The organism is Blautia sp. NSJ-175, assembly GCF_022867815.1.
GTDB lineage: Bacteria > Bacillota > Clostridia > Lachnospirales > Lachnospiraceae > Blautia > Blautia celeris.
In genome coordinates this window covers 194,272-212,191 of sequence record NZ_JALIFQ010000009.1, presented here as the reverse complement: position 1 = coordinate 212,191, position 17,920 = coordinate 194,272, and the positions used below count along the sequence as shown (strand labels likewise).

The 17,920-nt window shown below is 48.2% G+C and carries 13 protein-coding genes; 9 read left to right on the top strand and 4 right to left on the bottom strand.

The window, feature by feature from the left end; all coding sequences use genetic code 11:
• Window positions 1-16 precede the first annotated feature (16 nt).
• Window positions 17-1,579, top strand: a complete 1,563-nt coding sequence (locus MUB35_RS15995; protein ID WP_052099454.1) for a BCCT family transporter — start codon at window positions 17-19, stop codon at window positions 1,577-1,579.
• Window positions 1,580-3,151, top strand: coding sequence for a BCCT family transporter (locus MUB35_RS15990; protein WP_052099452.1), 1,572 nt, complete (start codon window positions 1,580-1,582; stop codon window positions 3,149-3,151). It begins immediately after the preceding gene.
• A 336-nt stretch (window positions 3,152-3,487) separates the two neighbouring features.
• Here the strand turns inward: MUB35_RS15990 and MUB35_RS15985 are convergent, their stop codons facing one another.
• The 3 genes from MUB35_RS15985 to MUB35_RS15975 all read right to left on the bottom strand — a co-directional run bounded on the left by MUB35_RS15985 (window position 3,488) and on the right by MUB35_RS15975 (window position 6,702).
• Entirely contained in the window at window positions 3,488-4,135 is a 648-nt protein-coding gene (locus MUB35_RS15985) for an SH3 domain-containing protein (RefSeq protein WP_033141420.1), read from the bottom strand.
• Window positions 4,136-4,220: 85 nt separating this feature from the next.
• Window positions 4,221-5,588, bottom strand: coding sequence for an MATE family efflux transporter (locus MUB35_RS15980; protein WP_118593795.1), 1,368 nt, complete (start codon window positions 5,586-5,588; stop codon window positions 4,221-4,223).
• A 79-nt stretch (window positions 5,589-5,667) separates the two neighbouring features.
• Window positions 5,668-6,702, bottom strand: coding sequence for a serine hydrolase (locus tag MUB35_RS15975; RefSeq protein ID WP_244806487.1), 1,035 nt, complete (start codon window positions 6,700-6,702; stop codon window positions 5,668-5,670).
• Window positions 6,703-6,986: 284 nt separating this feature from the next.
• Between MUB35_RS15975 and MUB35_RS15970 the strand changes: the two genes are divergently transcribed.
• From MUB35_RS15970 to MUB35_RS15945, 6 genes are all read left to right on the top strand, one after another.
• Window positions 6,987-7,805 carry an FAD binding domain-containing protein gene (locus tag MUB35_RS15970; protein WP_244806486.1) on the top strand — a complete coding sequence of 273 codons (819 nt, stop codon included), beginning with the start codon at window positions 6,987-6,989 and terminating at the stop codon, window positions 7,803-7,805.
• Window positions 7,795-8,274, top strand: coding sequence for a (2Fe-2S)-binding protein (locus MUB35_RS15965; protein WP_054351985.1), 480 nt, complete (start codon window positions 7,795-7,797; stop codon window positions 8,272-8,274). Before MUB35_RS15970 ends, MUB35_RS15965 begins: the two co-directional genes overlap by 11 nt.
• The gene (locus tag MUB35_RS15960; protein WP_244806485.1) at window positions 8,271-10,580 is read left to right on the top strand and encodes a xanthine dehydrogenase family protein molybdopterin-binding subunit; all 2,310 of its coding nucleotides are present in this window, start codon (window positions 8,271-8,273) and stop codon (window positions 10,578-10,580) included. Before MUB35_RS15965 ends, MUB35_RS15960 begins: the two co-directional genes overlap by 4 nt.
• 95 nt (window positions 10,581-10,675) lie before the next feature.
• Window positions 10,676-12,094, top strand: coding sequence for an APC family permease (locus MUB35_RS15955; RefSeq protein ID WP_033141414.1), 1,419 nt, complete (start codon window positions 10,676-10,678; stop codon window positions 12,092-12,094).
• A 135-nt stretch (window positions 12,095-12,229) separates the two neighbouring features.
• Complete coding sequence (locus MUB35_RS15950) at window positions 12,230-13,498, top strand: M18 family aminopeptidase (RefSeq protein ID WP_033141413.1); 1,269 nt, start codon at window positions 12,230-12,232, stop codon at window positions 13,496-13,498.
• Window positions 13,499-14,291: 793 nt separating this feature from the next.
• Window positions 14,292-15,212, top strand: a complete 921-nt coding sequence (locus MUB35_RS15945; RefSeq protein ID WP_244806484.1) for an alpha/beta hydrolase — start codon at window positions 14,292-14,294, stop codon at window positions 15,210-15,212.
• Here the strand turns inward: MUB35_RS15945 and MUB35_RS15940 are convergent.
• Complete coding sequence (locus MUB35_RS15940) at window positions 15,184-16,461, bottom strand: MerR family transcriptional regulator (RefSeq protein ID WP_244806483.1); 1,278 nt, start codon at window positions 16,459-16,461, stop codon at window positions 15,184-15,186. The genes MUB35_RS15945 and MUB35_RS15940 overlap by 29 nt on opposite strands.
• Window positions 16,462-16,641: 180 nt before the next feature.
• Here MUB35_RS15940 and hisD point away from each other — a divergent pair, with 180 nt between their 5' ends.
• Window positions 16,642-17,916, top strand: coding sequence for a histidinol dehydrogenase (gene hisD, locus MUB35_RS15935; RefSeq protein WP_331477535.1), 1,275 nt, complete (start codon window positions 16,642-16,644; stop codon window positions 17,914-17,916).
• Window positions 17,917-17,920: the final 4 nt, after the last annotated feature.

Here is a 17,920-nt window from a genome sequence, read left to right as displayed (position 1 = left end):
AGGGAGGGGCAATAGAATGGAAAAGAGAAAAAACGCCAAAATTGAGCCGGTTGTATTTATTCCGCCTCTGCTTGTGATCATTGCGCTGGTAGTATGGGTTATAAATGACCCTGCATCTGCGGGTGCTGCACTGAGCACCCTGGCATTCAGCGTGATCTGTGCTGATATGGGCTGGTTCTTTGAACTGTTTGTATTCATGATGATCGCCTTATGTATCTTCCTGTGTATTCATCCTGTTGGAAAGATGCGCTTTGGTACAGAAGCACCTGAGCATTCCACATTCTCATGGCTGAGCATGATCTTCACCTCCATTGCAGGTCTTGGTGTATTAACATGGACAGCAATCGAGTGGTTTTATTACTATCAGACACCCACTGAGGGAGTTGAGCCTTATTCAATGGAAGCATTATATAAAGCAACCGCCTACCCTCTTCACCACTGGGGTCTTGTTATTCAGGCAGCAGCAACGCTGATGGGTGTTGTGTGGGCATATCAGATCTTCTGCAAAAAGGTTAAAGATGTACGCCCCTCCACGGCATGCGTATCTCTCCTTGGCGAGAAGAATGCCAAAGGTATTTTCGGCAAGGTGATCGATGCATTATTCGCTGTATCCATACTTGCCGGCGTTGTAACATGCGTAGGAACAAACGTACCTACTCTGTTCGCCATCATCGGCAGAAGCTTTGGTATCCAGATGAGCTTCCAGGCAGAGGCAGTAGTCATCATCATGTGGTCAGTTGTAATGGCTTTACTGCTGTATACCGGTCTTTCCAAGGGTATCAAATACCTGAGCAACTTTCGTGTAGTAGTCGGCTTTGGACTGCTGGCATTTCTGCTGATCGTAGGCCCTACATCCTATATTTTGAACGGTACACTGGATAACATCGGTATGTATCTGCAGAACATTGTTCGTCTGACATTCAACACAGATACATATGCAGCATCCGGCACACCTCAGAACTGGACAGTATTTTACTGGTGCTGGTACCTGGCTCTGGCGATCCACAACGGCTTATTCTTCGCAAAGATCTCCCGCGGCCGTACCGTAAGACAGACGGTTATCGGTGCTCTGGCAGCTCAGACACTGGGTTCATGGCTGTTCTTCGGTGTATTTCAGAATTACTCTATCTACATTCATCAGAACCATCATGTGGATCTGGCTTCCATAATTGCAACATCCGGACAGGGTGAAGCGATTGTAGCACTTTGGGATTACATCCCTTTTATTAAATTCTTATATCCTATCCTGATGATCTATGGCTTCCTGTGCATGCAGACTCTGCTGAACGGAAATGTGTTCAGTATGGCCATGATCACCACAAAGGACCTTGGACCTGAGGATGAGCCTCCCAGATGGAACAAAATTTTCTGGTCCCTGGGCGTTGGTGCAATCGCGATCGTTCTGCTGCTTTGCGGCGGTATCTCCGCAGCACAGGCAGTTACCATCATTGGTTCTGTACCTGCAGTTATTATTATTACTTTAATGGTTGTTACATTCTTCAAGGAAATCAGAAAAAAATGGACTATCCTGAATGATGATGGAACCGTACAGAAAGAGATTATTTACGAGGAGCAATAAATGAACAGCGACGAAGGGAAACAGAAGAACAGAAAAAAACAGATGGCTAATGTATCAAAACCGATATTTCTGGCTTCTGTCATTGGCTGTCTCGCGCTATATGTTCCATTGATCATTATGCAGGATGAGGCACAGGGACTGGTCAATCTGGTAATGGACAAGGTTACATATGGACTGGATTGGCTGTTTGAACTGGTGGGATTTGTCAGTCTTGCCTTTAGTTTGTGGATTGTAATTGGCAGATTTGGTTCCGTAAAACTGGGAACAAGGGACGATAAGCCGGAGTTTAAAGATTTTACATGGGTTGCCATGTTCTTCTGCGCAGGAATCGGTGCGGGAGCCATGTACTGGGCTTGCGTTGAGCCTCTGTACTATCTCTCATCCCCGCCATTTGGTATTGAACCAATGTCTGCAGCAGCCAGAGAATGGGCATCTGCTTACAGCTTTTTTCATTGGGGATTTACCCCGTGGGCTATATTCTCCGTACCTGCAATTGCATTTGCATACTGCTATTACAACAGACGGAAGTTCCATTTTAAGGCAAGCTATGCATGCAGCGGACTTCTGGGGAAAAGAGCATACGGAAAAGTCGGTATTGCCATTGATGTGCTGGTAGTTATCGGTATGATGGGTGGTTTCGCTACCTCTCTGGCCTTCGTATTTCCTATGATTTCCTGCATAATATCAGAATTTTTCGGAATTCCGGATACTCTGCCGCTGAAGATTGCAGTAGGATTGTTTTTCACCTGCATATATAGCTGGAGTTGTTTCAAAGGCTTGTACTCGGGTATCGCAAAGCTTTCAAACATCAACATGGTTATGTTTATCGCTTTTGTGATCTATGTATTTCTGGTAGGACCGTCCTCATGGATTTTGTCTTATTTCAGTGATTCCCTGGGTATTATGATACAAAACTTCTTCAGAATGAGCTTCTATACCGACGCAGTCAGCAGATCCGGTTTCCCTCAAAATTGGACTGTATTCTATTGGGCATGGTGGTTGTCATGGGCAATCTATATTGGTCTGTTCATGGCCCGTATTTCCAAAGGCAGAACACTGAGGGCCTTTGTACTTAATATGATCGTCACGGCAGGCGGCGGTACAATGCTTATCTTTGGCATCATGGGCGGTTACGTTCAGGACCTGATTTTTAACAAGGGTATGGATCTGATTGGTATCATGCAGTCTCAGGGAGGACCTAAGGCAATCTATGCAATCCTGGATACCCTGCCCGGCAAGACAGTGATCATTCCTTTGTTTGTGCTGCTTCTCATGATAGCACAGGCTACCGGTATTGACTCAGGTGCTTACACCATGTCCAACATCACCAGCCAGGAAGTTGGTTACAATGCAGAACCCAAGCGCTGGGTGCGCCTGTTCTGGTCATTCTTTGTGTACCTGGCAACTATGTCATTGATACTTGTAGGTGGTATGGAGGTAGTAAAAACCTCATCCATCCTGACTTGTATACCTATTTTGGTCCTTCAGATCTTTTTTATTATTTCAGTATTACGCTGGTTAAAAGAGGATTTTGGAGTACCGAAAATACTTGTCAATGACAAAATTAAATAATGGTTAAAAATCATGGGGCTGGCGTGGAGGTCTCCTATGCACAAAAACAAGTTCATTATATCTGCCATGATGCAAGAGAGGTGCCATATCCGGATGGAAGGACTTTTTGCAGACATTAAGGAAAATGGAAACTTTCAGCGGTTCAAATACTGACGCAAATAAAAAATATAAAGTGAATTCATGTTGTATGCGATTGGGAGAACACCCAAAGAAAAAAACAAGTATATCTCACAGAGAATCGTGTTCTGAAAACACAAAACTCTGTGATATATACTTATTTTGTAGAAGAAAACTTAAAAATCGGGATTAACCGACAGTCCCAGTTTATGGGGGTTTTCAGTCAGAGAGATAATCTCCCCACACATATCCCGTTTCCCCTTCATAGACGATCCGATGCCATCCGTTGTCACAGATTCCGGTCCGTGTCACTGTGGCACCTCCCTGGAGCACGCCCAGGACCTCTGCCTGGCTTGCCGCGTCGGCTCTTACATTTACAGGGCTTTTTACGGTGACGGTCTCTGTCTTCTCCTCCACTTTGGCACCGGAATCCGGTTCATCGTATCCGGCTTTTCCGGAATTAAAACCTTCTGCGCCGCCGCTGGGTGAGATTACTTTTGTCCCGTCTGTGGGAAGCAGGCCTGAATTATCGTCTGTGGTGATGATCTTTCTAAGCCGGACTTTACTGGTATCTGTTCCGTCCAGGGGACCTACATAAATAAGCGTCACTTCATTGCCCGGGATAATTCCGTTTTTGCAGTCCAGTTCCGCTTTTGTCATATCAAAAGTCAGTGTTTCATTATCTGAAGTATTTATACTGATTTCCTTTCCGGTAAAAGCTGTCACGGTTCCGTCCATGGAAGCAGATACAGAATCCAGGGCAGCTTCCTCCTCCGCAGCGCTGTCGTCCTTGCCGCAGGCGCCCAGTACGGACAGACACAGAACAGACAGCAGCAACAGGAGAAGATATTTCAGTTTGTCTCTCATCAATTACATCCCCTTTCCCGTTTCCTAATATTTTAAAGTATTTCAGCAAAATGTCAACGAAAGTTTTTCTAAATACTGTTCACAGTCACTGCTGCAGACGCTTCTCCAGATGTCTGCGGAAAAAGAGGAAAAAGGCAGCAGTCGCCATAACAGAGGCGATTCCGTCTGCAATAGGCTGCGCGTAAAACGCGCTTCTGGCCCCGAAAAAGATGGGAAGGAAAATAGTAAAAAGCATGTAATCCCCTTTCCGGAACATGGAGAGAAACAGGGCAGTTCTGGAAAGTCCCAGCGCAGTAAAACCGTCCACAAACACATACTGGAAGCTGAGTGGAATGATCAGCAGCGTAAACACATGGATTCCCCAGGTGGAAAGGGATACCAGAGACGGCTCGTCGGTAAAAATCCGGATAAAGTATACAGGCACGATCCTGGACAGTATAAACATTACGGTTGTAAAACAGAGGCAGAGAAGCAGGATATATTTTTCTGCCTTTTTCACCCTGTCCACAGCTTTTGCGCCGTAATTGTAGCTGAGTATGGCCTGTGTTCCGCTGGAAATACCCAGCATGGGGCCGGTTATGAGCATCATGTAGCTCTGCACAATGGTGGCACAGGTGATGAGCACATCACCTTCGCCGGGACCGCCGTACTTCTGCAGCATGGCATTCAGGACAATGATGATCACACTGTCGGTTGCCAGAATCAGGAAGGGGGAGACACCCAGTACCAGGATCCTTTTGACGATCATGGGGGACCAGGCCGGTTTCCGCAGCCTGGTTATTTTGATGGGAACCTTTTTGCCGATCAGGAAACAGAAAGCAAAGGCGCAGGATGCAAACTGTGCGATGACCGTGGCAATGGCTGCACCCGCCACATCCATATGCAGACCGAAGATAAAGACAGGGTCCAGGATTATGTTGGTGACAGCGCCGATCAGCACAGTGGTCATTCCCACACCGGGAAACCCCTGACAGGTGATAAAATAATTAAGCCCGATCGCCATGAGGGCGAAGAACGTTCCTGCTGTGTAGATGGTGAGATAGGTGTCCGCGTATACAAAGGTGGCGGCACTTGCCCCGAACCAGAGCAGAAGATATTTTTTCGTCAGGAGAAAGAGCAGAGTCAGTACAGCGGAGAAGACCACCAGCATGGCAAAGCTGTGGGCCAATATGGACTGGGCCTGTTTCTTCCGCCCGGCACCCAGACGCATGGACATGAGGATAGAGCCGCCCAGTCCGATCAGGGTTCCGAAGGAAGTGAGAAGGGTGACAATAGGGCCGCAGATTCCCACTCCCGCAAGTGCCAGATCTCCGATCTTGGGTATGTTTCCGATGAACATTCTGTCAATGATGCTGTAAAGTACGGTGACGAACTGGGCGATCATGGAGGGGACAGCCAGTTTGAGGACCAGCAGCCATACCTTGTCCCTGCCCAGGTCAGTTGTCTGTTTCATGTTTTTTGTTTCCTTTCGTCTCAGGGGCGCGCAGCCCTTGTATTATGATGACAGGTAAATGCGCAGGCCTACAGAATAATTATGATGCCGGTACCACAGATATTCTTACATAAGTTGGTTCGGCAACGCTCAGGGTATAGTTTAAGTAGGTCTCGCCGATCACTCCGATCAGATCTTCCGCATTGGACACGTGGTCAGTAAACACACCGATCAAAAATGGTGCGGGTGTGTAGACAATCCCATAGTCGTGGAGACACCCGTCGTAATCTCCGTATTTATGGGCCACCGGGAAGAGGTCCAGGTCTATGTATTTTTGTAAAAAGGTGCCCGGTGCAGCTTCTTTCATGTATTCCAGAAGCGGAGTGTACGCGGAGGAATGTTCATATAGATAATTTATCACATCAAATGAAAAATCAGCACAAAGCTTGTTGCTGGCAAAAAACGCATCCGGGTAGGTGTTGTCCGAATATTTCAGCATCATATGCCGGTAGGCGGAAACACCGCCCAGGTTTTGGATCATAATATTATTGGCGGTGTTGTCACTGTACACTATGCTCTCCTCCATGAGATAGGAGAGGGGAACCAGGCTGCCGGGCCGGTAATCATAGGGGGTGGAGCCGTCTCCCTCCGTATCTGTGGCCGAGGCATTGTAGGGAAGCCCGTCCTCCGGGGTGCGCTCCCCGCTGTTGACGGCATCGTAGTAGAGCATGTTGACAGGCACCTTCACGGTACTGGCTGCCGTAAAGAGGGTGTCAGGATTGTATATATATATTTCCTGCGTGAAGGTATTGCGGTAGAAGAAGGAAAAGTTTTCTTCATTCAGTCCGTATTCTTCCAGAATGGAATCCAGAAGGCTTTCGGCTGTGCTGCCCTCGGGAATTTCTCTTTCAGGGGAATATTCAGCAATATCGGATTCCACAAGTATATAATCGGCCATGTTCTCCAGGGCTTCGTATTCCAGATCAAGATCCGGGGAAGCGTAATCCGTATTCGGCAGCGGTGCATAGGCAAAAGTATCCAGGGAGGCATCTGTCAGGAAGCCCAGAGGTATGATGCTGAGGAGGAACAGAAATGTCAGCACCAGGATATTTCGTATGTCAGAGTTCTTTTTCATTGGTATCATCTGCCTTTTCTGTCTGTTATTTCAGGCTGTCTGTAAATTTTTGCATTACTCATCTCATTATAAATAAAAAGCAGAAATTTGTCATTAGTATTTCAGGTATTTTCCTTTGGAATTTACGGGGGTACGGCAAAACAGCTTGCACCTCACAAACAGCCTATGTTATAATTTCCTCATAGAGAGAAAATGACTTTTGGGAGCACTGCATCAGCAGTGTTTTTTTGAGTGATGTCTGCCCGCAAAAGGCGCGGGATGTCAAAAACGGAGAGGAATGGATTATGCTGAAGATTAAAGAGTATGTGAAGGTGAACAGTCTGGAGGAAGCCTATGAGCTGAACCAGAAAAAGTCATCCCGCGTGCTTGGGGGAATGGTCTGGATGAAGATGATGAACCGAAGCGTGGGAACGGCCATTGATCTGTCCGGTCTCGGACTGGATACGGTCAAAGAGACAGAGGACGAATTCGTGATCGGCTGTATGACCTCCCTGCGGACTCTGGAGACACACGCGGGATTAAATGCCTGCACGGACGGAGCTGTGCGGGAGAGCCTGCGGCATATTGTGGGAGTACAGTTCAGAAACTGTGCGACTGCAGGAGGCAGCATTTATGGCAGATTTGGATTTTCTGATGTGCTCACCATGTTTCTGGCGCTGGATTCCTATGTGGAGCTTTATAAAGGCGGCAGGGTATCCATGGAAGAGTTTGCAGAAAAAAAAGCGGACAGAGATATCCTGGTAAATATAATTGTTAAGAAACATCACCAGAGATCCGCATATGTAAGCCAGAGAAATGCTAAGACGGATTTCCCTGTTCTGGCCTGTGCGGTATGTCTTGACGAGGAAGGTATGCGGCTTTCCATCGGAGCAAGGCCCGGCAGAGCGGCTCTTCTGAAAGAGAAGATGGATACCCCTGTCAATAAAAAAGATATGAGTGCCGGGGAGTGGAACAGACAGGCGGAGCTGCTGGCCAAAAAGGCTGCAGAGTGCGTTGTCACGGGAAGCAATATGCGGGCTTCCAAAGAGTACAGAACCCATCTGGTCCGTGTTCTGACCAAAAGGGCGCTGCTGGCAGCAGGAGGTATGGAAAATGGAAATTAAATTTATTTTAAACGGAAAGAAAATGCAGGTGGATGCAGCGCCGGATCTGCTGCTTTTAGACCTTCTTCGGGAGAAGGGCTGCTACAGCGTGAAACGGGGATGTGAGACTGCCAACTGCGGCCTCTGTACTGTTTTGATGGACAAAAAGCCGGTGCTCTCCTGCAGTATGCTGGCGGTCCGCGCGGACGGACATGAGATCGTGACCCTGGAGGGAATGCAGAGGGAAGCGGAGGAGTTCGGTTCTTTTTTAGCAGACCAGGGAGCAGAGCAGTGCGGTTTCTGTAATCCGGGATTTATCATGAATGTCTTTGCCATGCTGGAGGAGATGAAGGAGCCAACGGAGGAGGAGATCGGCGAATATCTTGCCGGAAATCTCTGCCGCTGTTCCGGGTTCATGGGGCAGACGAGAAGTATTCTGGCATTTTTAAAATATAAGAAGGAGCAGAGGGAAGGGGGCAGCGACAGATGAGTTATGTAAATAAACCGGTGAGGAAAAAGGACGCCATGGCCCTTGTGACAGGCCAGCCTGTGTACACGGATGACCTGGCGCCGAAGGATTGTCTGGTGGTAAAGGTTCTGCGCAGCCCCCATGCCCATGCGTGGATCGAGGAGATCAGGACAGAGAATGCCATGAAGGTTCCGGGGATCGCGTGTATCCTCACTTACGAGGATGTGCCCCAGGACAGATTTACCATGGCGGGACAGACTTATCCGGAATTCAGCCCCTATGACAGGCTGATCCTTGACAGAAGAATGCGTTTTGTGGGAGATGCCGCTGCCATTGTCGCAGGGGAGACGGAAAAGGCCGTGGACCGGGCACTGAAGATCATTAAGGTGAAATACAAGGTGCTGGAGCCGGTTCTGGATTTCCATAAGGCAAAGGACAATGCGGTCTGTATCCACCCGGAGGACAACTGGGAGTCACGTTTTCCTGTGGGAGCAGACAATAAGCGGAATCTCTGTGCCCATGCCGAGGAAGGGGACGGGGATGTGGAGAAGATCCTGGCAGACTGTGACTGTGTGGTGGAACGCACATACCATACAAAGGCCAATCAGCAGGCAATGATGGAGACATTCAGAAGCTATACCTATATGGACCATTTCGGAAGGCTGAATATTGTATCCTCCACACAGGTGCCTTTCCATGTGAGGAGAATCCTGGGGCGGGCACTGGGAATCGGGGCATCGAAAGTCCGTGTGATCAAGCCGCGCATCGGCGGAGGCTTCGGCGCAAAGCAGACGCTGGTATCTGAGGTCTACCCAGCGATCGTGACGGTGAAGACAGGAAAGCCGGCGAAAATGATCTTTTCCCGCTATGAATCCCAGATATGTTCTTCCCCCCGTCACGAGATGGAGTTAAAGGTCCGCATCGGTGCGGACAGGGAGGGGACCATCCGGGCCATTGATGTCTATACCCTGTCAAACACAGGGGCTTTCGGTGAGCACGGTCCTACCACAGTGGGACTTTCCGGCCACAAATCCATTGCCCTTTACCGGAACACAGAGGCATACCGCTTTGTATACGACGTTGTGTATACCAACCAGATGTCAGCAGGCGCTTACAGGGGATACGGAGCTACCCAGGGAATCTTCGCAGTGGAATCCGCTGTGAATGAGCTGGCGGAAAAGCTGCATATGGATCCGGTTGTGCTGCGCGAGAAAAATATGACAAAAGAGGGCGGCAGGTTTATCGGATACGACGGCGGCACAGAGGTCACAAGCTGTGCTCTGGACCGCTGTATGGCAAGGGCAAAGGAGATGTTTCACTGGGACGAGAAGTTCCCCCGCAGAGTGATGGAGAACGGAAAAGTGCGCGGCGTGGGTGTTGCCATGGCCATGCAGGGCTCCTCCATCGCAGGCGTGGATGTGGGAGGCGCCAGCGTGAAGCTTAACGAGGACGGTTCTTACACCTTAAGCCTCGGGGCCACGGATATGGGTACCGGCTGTGACACGGTGCTCTCCCAGATGGCAGCAGATACGCTGATGACGGATTATGACAACATTGTGGTGTTTGGGGTGGATACGGATATCTCACCGTATGATTCCGGTTCCTACGCCTCCGCCACCACTTATATTGCAGGCAAGGCTGTGGTGAAGGCCTGTGAAAGTCTGAAAGAACGGATTTGGGATCTGGGTGCCGGGATGCTGGAGGTTCCCAGGGAGGACACGGATTTTGACGGAAGCAGAGTCAGCAGGAAGGACGGAAGCGGGTCAGTCAGCCTGGAAGAGATCGGCATCCGCGGTACCTTTGGCAACAACGACTCCCTTCAGGTGACAGAAAATGCCTCCTCACCCATATCCCCGCCGCCATTCATGGTGGGCATGGCGGAAGTGGAAGTGGACAGAGAGACCGGGTCTGTGGAAATGATCGACTACGTGGCAGTGGTGGACTGCGGCACCCCGATCAATCCGAACCTTGCCAGGGTGCAGACAGAGGGCGGTATCGCCCAGGGGATCGGCATGGCCCTCTTTGAGGATATCCAGTACAGTGAACGGGGACAGATGCTGAACAATTCCCTGATGCAGTACAAGATTCCCACCCGCTTAGACGTAGGTAAGATCCGCGTAGATTTTGAGAGCAGCTTTGAAGGAAGCCATCCCTTTGGTGCCAAATCCATCGGTGAGATCGTGATTGACACTCCATGTCCGGCAATAGCGGCAGCCGTTTATAATGCCGCAGGTGTAAGGGTTTCGGAGATGCCCATCACGCCGGAAAAAGTAGCCATGGGAATTGCAGGAATTGAATGCGAAAATTGCAAAAAAGATGAATTTTGACGAAATTTTGACGGCTGCTTTGTTACCTTGAACTGGCTGGCGATTCCCGGTGAGACTGATAAAAACCGGGAGAAAAAATCAAGGAGAGGAAAACAATGAAACAACACGAAAGTGAAAAGAAAATCTTGTGGTACAGCCTTGCATTTATGGCATTCTCCACGGTGTGGGGATTCGGAAATGTGATCAACGGATTCTCAGAGTACGGCGGATTAAAGGCAATCATATCCTGGGTGATCATATTTGCCATTTACTTTGTGCCATATGCTCTGATGGTAGGTGAACTGGGCAGTGCCTTCAAGGACGCAGGCGGCGGTGTCAGTTCCTGGATTCTGGAAACTATAAGCCCAAGGATGGCTTATATGGCGGGATGGACTTACTGGATCGTCCATATGCCTTATATTTCCCAGAAGCCCAGTGCATCTTTTATTGCAGCGAGCTGGGCAATCTTTAGGGACAACAGGATCAGCTCCATGAACACCAGGGTACTGCAGGTACTCTGTCTGGTATTGTTCCTGTTTGCCGTTTGGGTGGCATCCAAAGGAATCAATGTGCTGAAAAAGCTTTCCACACTGGCAGGCTCCACCATGTTCATTATGTCCCTGCTGTTTGTGGTCATGATGCTTGCAGCTCCGGCTATCACCCATGCAAATGTACTGGATATAGATTGGTCTGTGAAGACCTTTATGCCGTCCTTTGATGCGAAATTCTTATTAAACCTGTCCATTCTGGTATTTGCCGTGGGCGGATGTGAGAAAATTTCTCCATATGTAAATAAGACGAAAAATCCCGCAAAGGATTTCTCAAAGGGCATGATCGCCCTGGCTATTATGGTTGCTGTCTGCGCTATGCTGGGAACCATTGCCATGGGCATGATGTTTGACTCCAACAACATTCCGGAAGACCTTATGACAAACGGTGCTTACTATGCATTCCAGACACTGGGAGAGTATTACGGACTGGGCAATTTCTTCGTGGTGGTCTATGCAATCTGTAACCTGATCGGTCAGTTTACGGTTATGATCATTTCCATCGACGCGCCTCTTCGTATGCTGCTTGACAATGCGGATGACAACTTCATCCCTGCATCCATGTTCAAACAGAACGAACACGGCACATACACCAACGGCCATAAGCTGGTCATGATCATTGTTTCTATTCTGATCATTGTTCCGGCGATCGGCATCGGCAGCGTGGATACACTGGTACGCTGGCTGGTAAAGGTGAATTCCGTGTGTATGCCTCTGCGTTACCTGTGGGTATTCGTGGCATATATCGCGCTGAAAAAAGCAGGGGAGAGATTCCCGGCACAGTACCGTTTTGTGAAGAACAAAACGCTTGGCGTTGTTCTGGGAGCGTGGTGTTTCCTGTTTACCGCGTTTGCGTGTGTTCTGGGTATTTACTCTGAGGATACCTTCCAGTTCGTACTGAATATTGTGACTCCTTTCGTACTGATCGGACTGGGATTCATTATGCCTCAGATCGCAAAACGTTCCAAAGCAAAGAATCAGGCATAAGTAAAAGAAGCGTCTGGCTGCCAAAAGCGGCCGGGCGTTTGTTGTATGAAAATTCCTGTTGGCAGAACAGCGCCGGACAGGTACAATAGAAGAAAAAGCCCTCATTGGCGGGCAGAACTACAGGAGGAAAAATTAATGTACAGAGAGACTGCAGAACAGCTTCTTGCATTTATTGAAAAAAGCCCAAGCTGTTTTCATGCTATTAAAAATATGAAGGAGATTCTTTCGGCAGACGGATTCGCAGAGCTGAAAGAGGAAGAGAAATGGGAGATCGAAAAGGGCGGCAGATATTTTGTCACCAGAAATGACTCCTCCATCGTGGCATTCACCATACCGGAAACCGGATTTACCGGATACCGCATCATGGCCAGCCACAGCGATTCCCCTACTTTTAAGATCAAGGAAAATCCGGAGATGGAAGTGGATAATAAGTATGTGAAGCTGAATGTGGAGCGTTACGGCGGTATGCTCTGCGCCCCCTGGTTTGACCGTCCGCTCTCCGTAGCGGGAAGGGTGATCGTGAAAGAAGGGGATAGCTTTGTCACAAAGCTTGTGGATGTGGACAGGGACCTGCTGATGATCCCCAATCTGGCAATCCATATGAACAGGGAAGTCAATGACGGATATAAATATAACGCCCAGGTGGATATGCTTCCGCTGTACGGTGATATCTCTTCAAAAGATACCTTTATGAAGACCATCGCAAAGGCTGCAGGAGTGAAGGAAGAGGACATTTTAGGACATGACATTTTTCTGTACAACCGTGTTAAGGGCAGTATCTGGGGCGCAAATGAGGAGTTTGTATCCTCCTCACGCCTGGATGATCTGCAGTGCGCATTTTCCTCTCTTCAGGGATTTTTAAAGGGGGAGAAAAAGGAGTACGTGGCAGTACACTGTGTGCTTGACAATGAGGAAGTGGGAAGCGGAACAAAACAGGGCGCTGCATCCACATTCCTGTATGATACACTGGTGCGTGTGAATGAGTGCCTGGGGCTGTCTTATGAGGAGTATTTAAGAGGACTTGCAAAGAGCTTCATGCTCTCCGCTGACAATGCCCATGCAGTACATCCGAATCACAAGGAGGTGGCAGACCCGGTGAACCGTCCTTATATGAACGAGGGTATTGTCATCAAACACAGCGCAAACCAGAAATACTGTACAGACGGCGTATCCGCTGCCATATTCAAGGATCTGTGCAGGGAGGCAGGTGTGCCTTTCCAGACATTTACAAACCGTTCCGACATTCTGGGAGGCTCCACACTTGGAAATATCTCCAATACAAAAGTGGCGCTTAACGCCGTGGATATCGGCCTTCCGCAGCTTGCCATGCATTCTCCTTACGAGACTGCCGGGGTTAAGGATACCTGTTATCTGATCCAGGCGGCTGAGAAGTTCTTTAAATAGTGTAACATGGGTGATAAGGGAAATATACTTCTGAGGTTTATTGGGGGTATGTTTCCCTTTTTTGTGTGTGGCGGGAAATTATGGTGGTCTTTGGAGGGGAGAATAGTGCTGGAAGTGGGGGAGGAGGGTATAATGATGGGTCAGTGTTTATCTGTAAATCAAGGACATTTTCAGTCTGAAATTGCCGGGATTACCTATAAAATATATATTTCAGTTAAGGTTTATCTGTAAAACAGAGGCGTACCAAGTCAGAAATTACCAGAATTACCTACAGAGTTTATATTTTAGTTAGGATTTATCTGTAAATCAAGGTCATTTTCAGGCTGAAATCACCAGAATTACCTACAGGGTATATATTTCAGTTAAGGTTTATCTGTAAAACAGAGGCGTATCATGTCAGAAATCACCCAAATTACCTACAGGGTATATATTTCGGTTAAGACTTATCTGTAATAGAAGGCCAATCAACATCTTATTCTAATATATCAAGGCACTTCTACAATCATAAAAGGTTCGGAAACCATATCTTCCTATGAGTTTTCAAAAAGACCTTTGCATTCTTAATACCACCCATGTATGATAGATATATAGTAAAGTTTTCCAGTCAAAACTCCGCCAAAAGCTGGGAGTCTGGACGAGAAATCAGAATTGATCGGAATCCTGCGCGGAGAGAAAAGAACTTAAGGCCTTTTTTGGCAGGAAGATTCCCACCTGAAGAAAGTTCTGTGGGAATCAGAACTGCATCGGAAAAAGGTTTTAAATAATGCAAAACTATATAAGCGGAGGTGTCAAAATGGAAATTAAAGCATGGACCTATGAGGAGTATCCAGGGTATTCAGAGAAAGTACCCGGAGCAGTGCGATTGAAGACAACAGGAGATGAAGTGGGGGTTCGTTACCTGCACGATGTGGAATATGCCAGAGTTGACGATGTACCCCTGCATCTGCAGATCCTGCTGCCTTTTACCAGAAATGAGCCGGATAAAATTTACCCGTGCATGGTATTTATCCAAGGATCTGCATGGATGGAGCAGGATGTCTGGATGCAGTGTGCCATGTTGTCCGGACTGGCCAAGAAGGGGTATGTGATAGCGGTTGTCCAATACCGGCATTCCGGCCTTGCACCTTTCCCGGCACAGATTCAGGATGCAAGAAACGCAATCCGTTATATGAGGGTTCACGCTTCCGAGTACCATGCAGACCCGGATGGAATTGTGGTCGGCGGCGATTCATCCGGGGGACATACATCCATGTTCTGCGGAATCGCAAGGGAAGGCGGGGAACTGGATGCCAGCCTGTTTCCGGGAGTCTCAGCGGAGGTAAAAGGCATACTTAATTATTATGGCTCTGTCAGCATGATGTACGAGGAAGGTTTTCCATCTACAGTCAATCATCATATGGAGGACAGCCCGGAAGGATTGCTGATGGGAAAAGTAAATCTGAAAGAGCACCCGGAACTATGCAGAAAAGGTTCCGTGGAATGCTGGATCACACCGGAGCTGGATATGGCTCCAACCATGATCGTTCACGGCACAAAGGACAGAACGATTCATACATACCAGAGCGTGCAGCTCTATGAAAAAATGAAAACATGTGGTAAAGATGTCCGTTTATATCTGCTGGAAGGAGCAGACCATGGCGGCGCTGAATACTGGACAGAGGAAATGTGCAGTCTGGCACATGAGTTCATACAGTATTGTCTGAACCGCTGCTGATATCCTGACCATTAGGTGCAGAACTGGCATGATATGGCATGAGATGCATTTTTTCACCTTTTACATGAAATCCAAATCCAAGATTGTTCCCCGAATCCGTGACCGCACCGCAGTCCTCAGAACCTTTCAGGCGAAAGCCTGCTTTCTTCAGTGAGGATAGAAAATAGTCCAGCCGGAAATTCATACAGAAACATTCCGGATACTGGCTCAGCAGAAGGCGCATGGATTTGGGGGCATTTTCAAAGTAGAAATAAGTACCTATCAAGTCTGCGTGAGCGGTAAGATAAGGGGCAATCCTTTCAAATAAAAAAGTATCATGATAAAAGTTATGTTCGTTGGCTGCAAAGAAGTCGAGATGTACGTCTATGCAGTTTTTTTTCAGAGGAAAACGGGTGCTGGAATCCGCAAGATACAGGATATCCAGCTCTGGTTTCTGACGTTCTATCAGATGCTTGTACATGAGAAGGGTTTCCGGATATTTGTCAATGACAATGTACAGGCTGTCAGTGGGCAGATATTCCAGATGATTGTGCATAAAAAACCAGGCATTGATATAAGTCTCCGCAATCACCTTTTCATGCAGGTCTGTTTCTTCAATCTGTTTCAACATCCAGTTATAGGAGCGCTGGAAGGTGCTGATCAGCGCAGGCGGCAGATCTTTGTATAGCTCGCGGGTAATATCCGGTGTATCCTGCAGGTTTTCGTTTTTGTTTGGTGTCATAAGGATACCGGAGGAGATATGGGCGCTGTAGCCGCAGGAGCATGATAAGCTGCCTTTGTAAATAAAACGCTGATCCATTTTCACCTCAGAGAGAGAGAGGGACCCGCCGCAGAGGGGGCAGCACAGAAGCGGCAGGGCAGTAAGGGGGAACCCGGTGCTGGCCCGTGGAGTGCTTTCGGATGCTTCCATGGTTTTGATATGCGAATCCAGACGTTCCACTACCTGCTGTTTCCGCTCAATTTCTTTCATACAGAAGTCACGTTTTCCCTTGAAAATTTCTTTTAATTCTTCCATGTCCTGGGGGTCAGCCAGTCCTGAGATTCGTTTCAGGGACAGGATAACATGAATCTCCCGCAGCGAGAAATCCAGTTCTTTTAAACCCAGGATCCATTCCAGGTCCCTGACAGTCTGTTCGTCGAATACGTACTGGCCTTTGGGTTTGGGAGGGACCAAAAGCCCATAATTAATGTAATAATAGATGTTGTCCACTGAAATATGGTATTTTTCCGATACTTTTCCTATGCGCACAGTCCGGTTCCTCCTGAGAATCCATTTTTATGCCTACACTCTAGCATAAATCTGGAGTATACTCAAGGTTTATATCAGTTTTCGTAAAAATAGTATATTGACCTAAAGCAGACTCTATGATTTATTATGGTAGCACGATAAAGAAAAACGGGTAGAATTCATATAAAAAGTGAGGTATGGATGATGAAAATATTAAAAAAAGCTCAGGAGAGGACCGAGGAGGACAGAAAAGAGCTGTCCCGTATGGTACAGGAGATTATTGACAATGTACGGGGAAACGGGGATGAGGCGCTTAAGGAGTACAGCAGAAAGTTTGACCAGTGTGAGCGGGTTTCCATGCGCGTATCAAAAGAGGAGGTCCGGGAAGCTTATATGCAGCTTTCCCCCCAGGAGGTAGCTGACTTAAAAGCAGCGGCATCCAATATACAGGCATTTGCCAAAGCCCAGAGGGAGACGGTGAAGCCTCTTGAAAACTTCAGCCCTATGCCGGGAATCTTTCTGGGACACAGGATCATTCCCGTAAAATCCTGCTGTTGTTATGTGCCGGGAGGAAATTATCCCCTTTATTCCACAGCGCTTATGCTGATCATTCCGGCCAAGACTGCCGGCGTGGAGCGTGTGACTGCATGTTCGCCGGTCATGAAGGGAACCGGAAAGATTAATCCTAAGACACTGGCTGCCATGGATATTGCAGGTGTGGATGAGATCTACGCAGTGGGCGGGGCCCAGGCGATCGCAGCTTTTTCCTATGGAACGGAAGAGATTGCCCCGGTGGATATGATCGTTGGGCCGGGCAACCGTTTCGTGACAGAGGCCAAGAGACAGTGTTATGGTCAGGTGGGAATTGACTTTGTAGCAGGTCCCAGTGAAGTTCTGGTGATTGCGGACGGCAGCGGAACGCCTGAGATCGTGGCTGCAGACCTGCTGGCACAGTCTGAACACGATGTCAATGCAAAGGGCATGGTGGTCACCACAGATGAGGCATTCGGAAAAGCCGTGATGGAGGCAGTGGAAAGAGAACTGGAACAGCTTGAAACTGCTGATATCGCCAGAAAATCCTGGGAGACATACGGTGAGGTAGTTGTGGTATCTGATCTTGATGAGGCTGTAAACCTTGTAAATGAATACGCTCCGGAGCATTTGGAGCTGAATGTGCAGAATCCTGATGCGTTGATTCCGGGATTCTGCAACTATGGTTCTCTTTTTATAGGAGAGAATACAGCGGAGGTGTTTGGGGATTATGCTTCCGGTACCAATCACACCCTGCCAACACTGAAAGCAGCCCGTTATACCGGCGGTGTGTGGGTGGGAACCTTCCTGAAAACATGTACCCAGCAGAGTATGACCCCGGAAGCCATGAGAAATATTGCGCCTCTTGTCTCCAGACTGGCTGACGGCGAGGGCTTGAAAGGGCACAGGCAGGCGGCTGATATCCGCTTCACAAGCCAAAAATAAAAGC

What these genes read in the sequence shown, in the direction of transcription:
- MUB35_RS15995 (WP_052099454.1), top strand. Translation starts at nt 17, where the DNA reads ATGGAAAAGAGAAAAAACGCCAAAATTGAGCCGGTTGTATTTATTCCG.
- MUB35_RS15970 (WP_244806486.1), top strand. Translation starts at nt 6,987, where the DNA reads ATGCTGAAGATTAAAGAGTATGTGAAGGTGAACAGTCTGGAGGAAGCC.
- MUB35_RS15990 (WP_052099452.1), top strand. Translation starts at nt 1,580, where the DNA reads ATGAACAGCGACGAAGGGAAACAGAAGAACAGAAAAAAACAGATGGCT.
- MUB35_RS15985 (WP_033141420.1), bottom strand. Translation starts at nt 4,135, where the DNA reads ATGAGAGACAAACTGAAATATCTTCTCCTGTTGCTGCTGTCTGTTCTG.
- MUB35_RS15960 (WP_244806485.1), top strand. Translation starts at nt 8,271, where the DNA reads ATGAGTTATGTAAATAAACCGGTGAGGAAAAAGGACGCCATGGCCCTT.
- hisD (WP_331477535.1), top strand. Translation starts at nt 16,642, where the DNA reads ATGATGAAAATATTAAAAAAAGCTCAGGAGAGGACCGAGGAGGACAGA.
- MUB35_RS15965 (WP_054351985.1), top strand. Translation starts at nt 7,795, where the DNA reads ATGGAAATTAAATTTATTTTAAACGGAAAGAAAATGCAGGTGGATGCA.
- MUB35_RS15980 (WP_118593795.1), bottom strand. Translation starts at nt 5,588, where the DNA reads ATGAAACAGACAACTGACCTGGGCAGGGACAAGGTATGGCTGCTGGTC.
- MUB35_RS15975 (WP_244806487.1), bottom strand. Translation starts at nt 6,702, where the DNA reads ATGAAAAAGAACTCTGACATACGAAATATCCTGGTGCTGACATTTCTG.
- MUB35_RS15950 (WP_033141413.1), top strand. Translation starts at nt 12,230, where the DNA reads ATGTACAGAGAGACTGCAGAACAGCTTCTTGCATTTATTGAAAAAAGC.
- MUB35_RS15945 (WP_244806484.1), top strand. Translation starts at nt 14,292, where the DNA reads ATGGAAATTAAAGCATGGACCTATGAGGAGTATCCAGGGTATTCAGAG.
- MUB35_RS15955 (WP_033141414.1), top strand. Translation starts at nt 10,676, where the DNA reads ATGAAACAACACGAAAGTGAAAAGAAAATCTTGTGGTACAGCCTTGCA.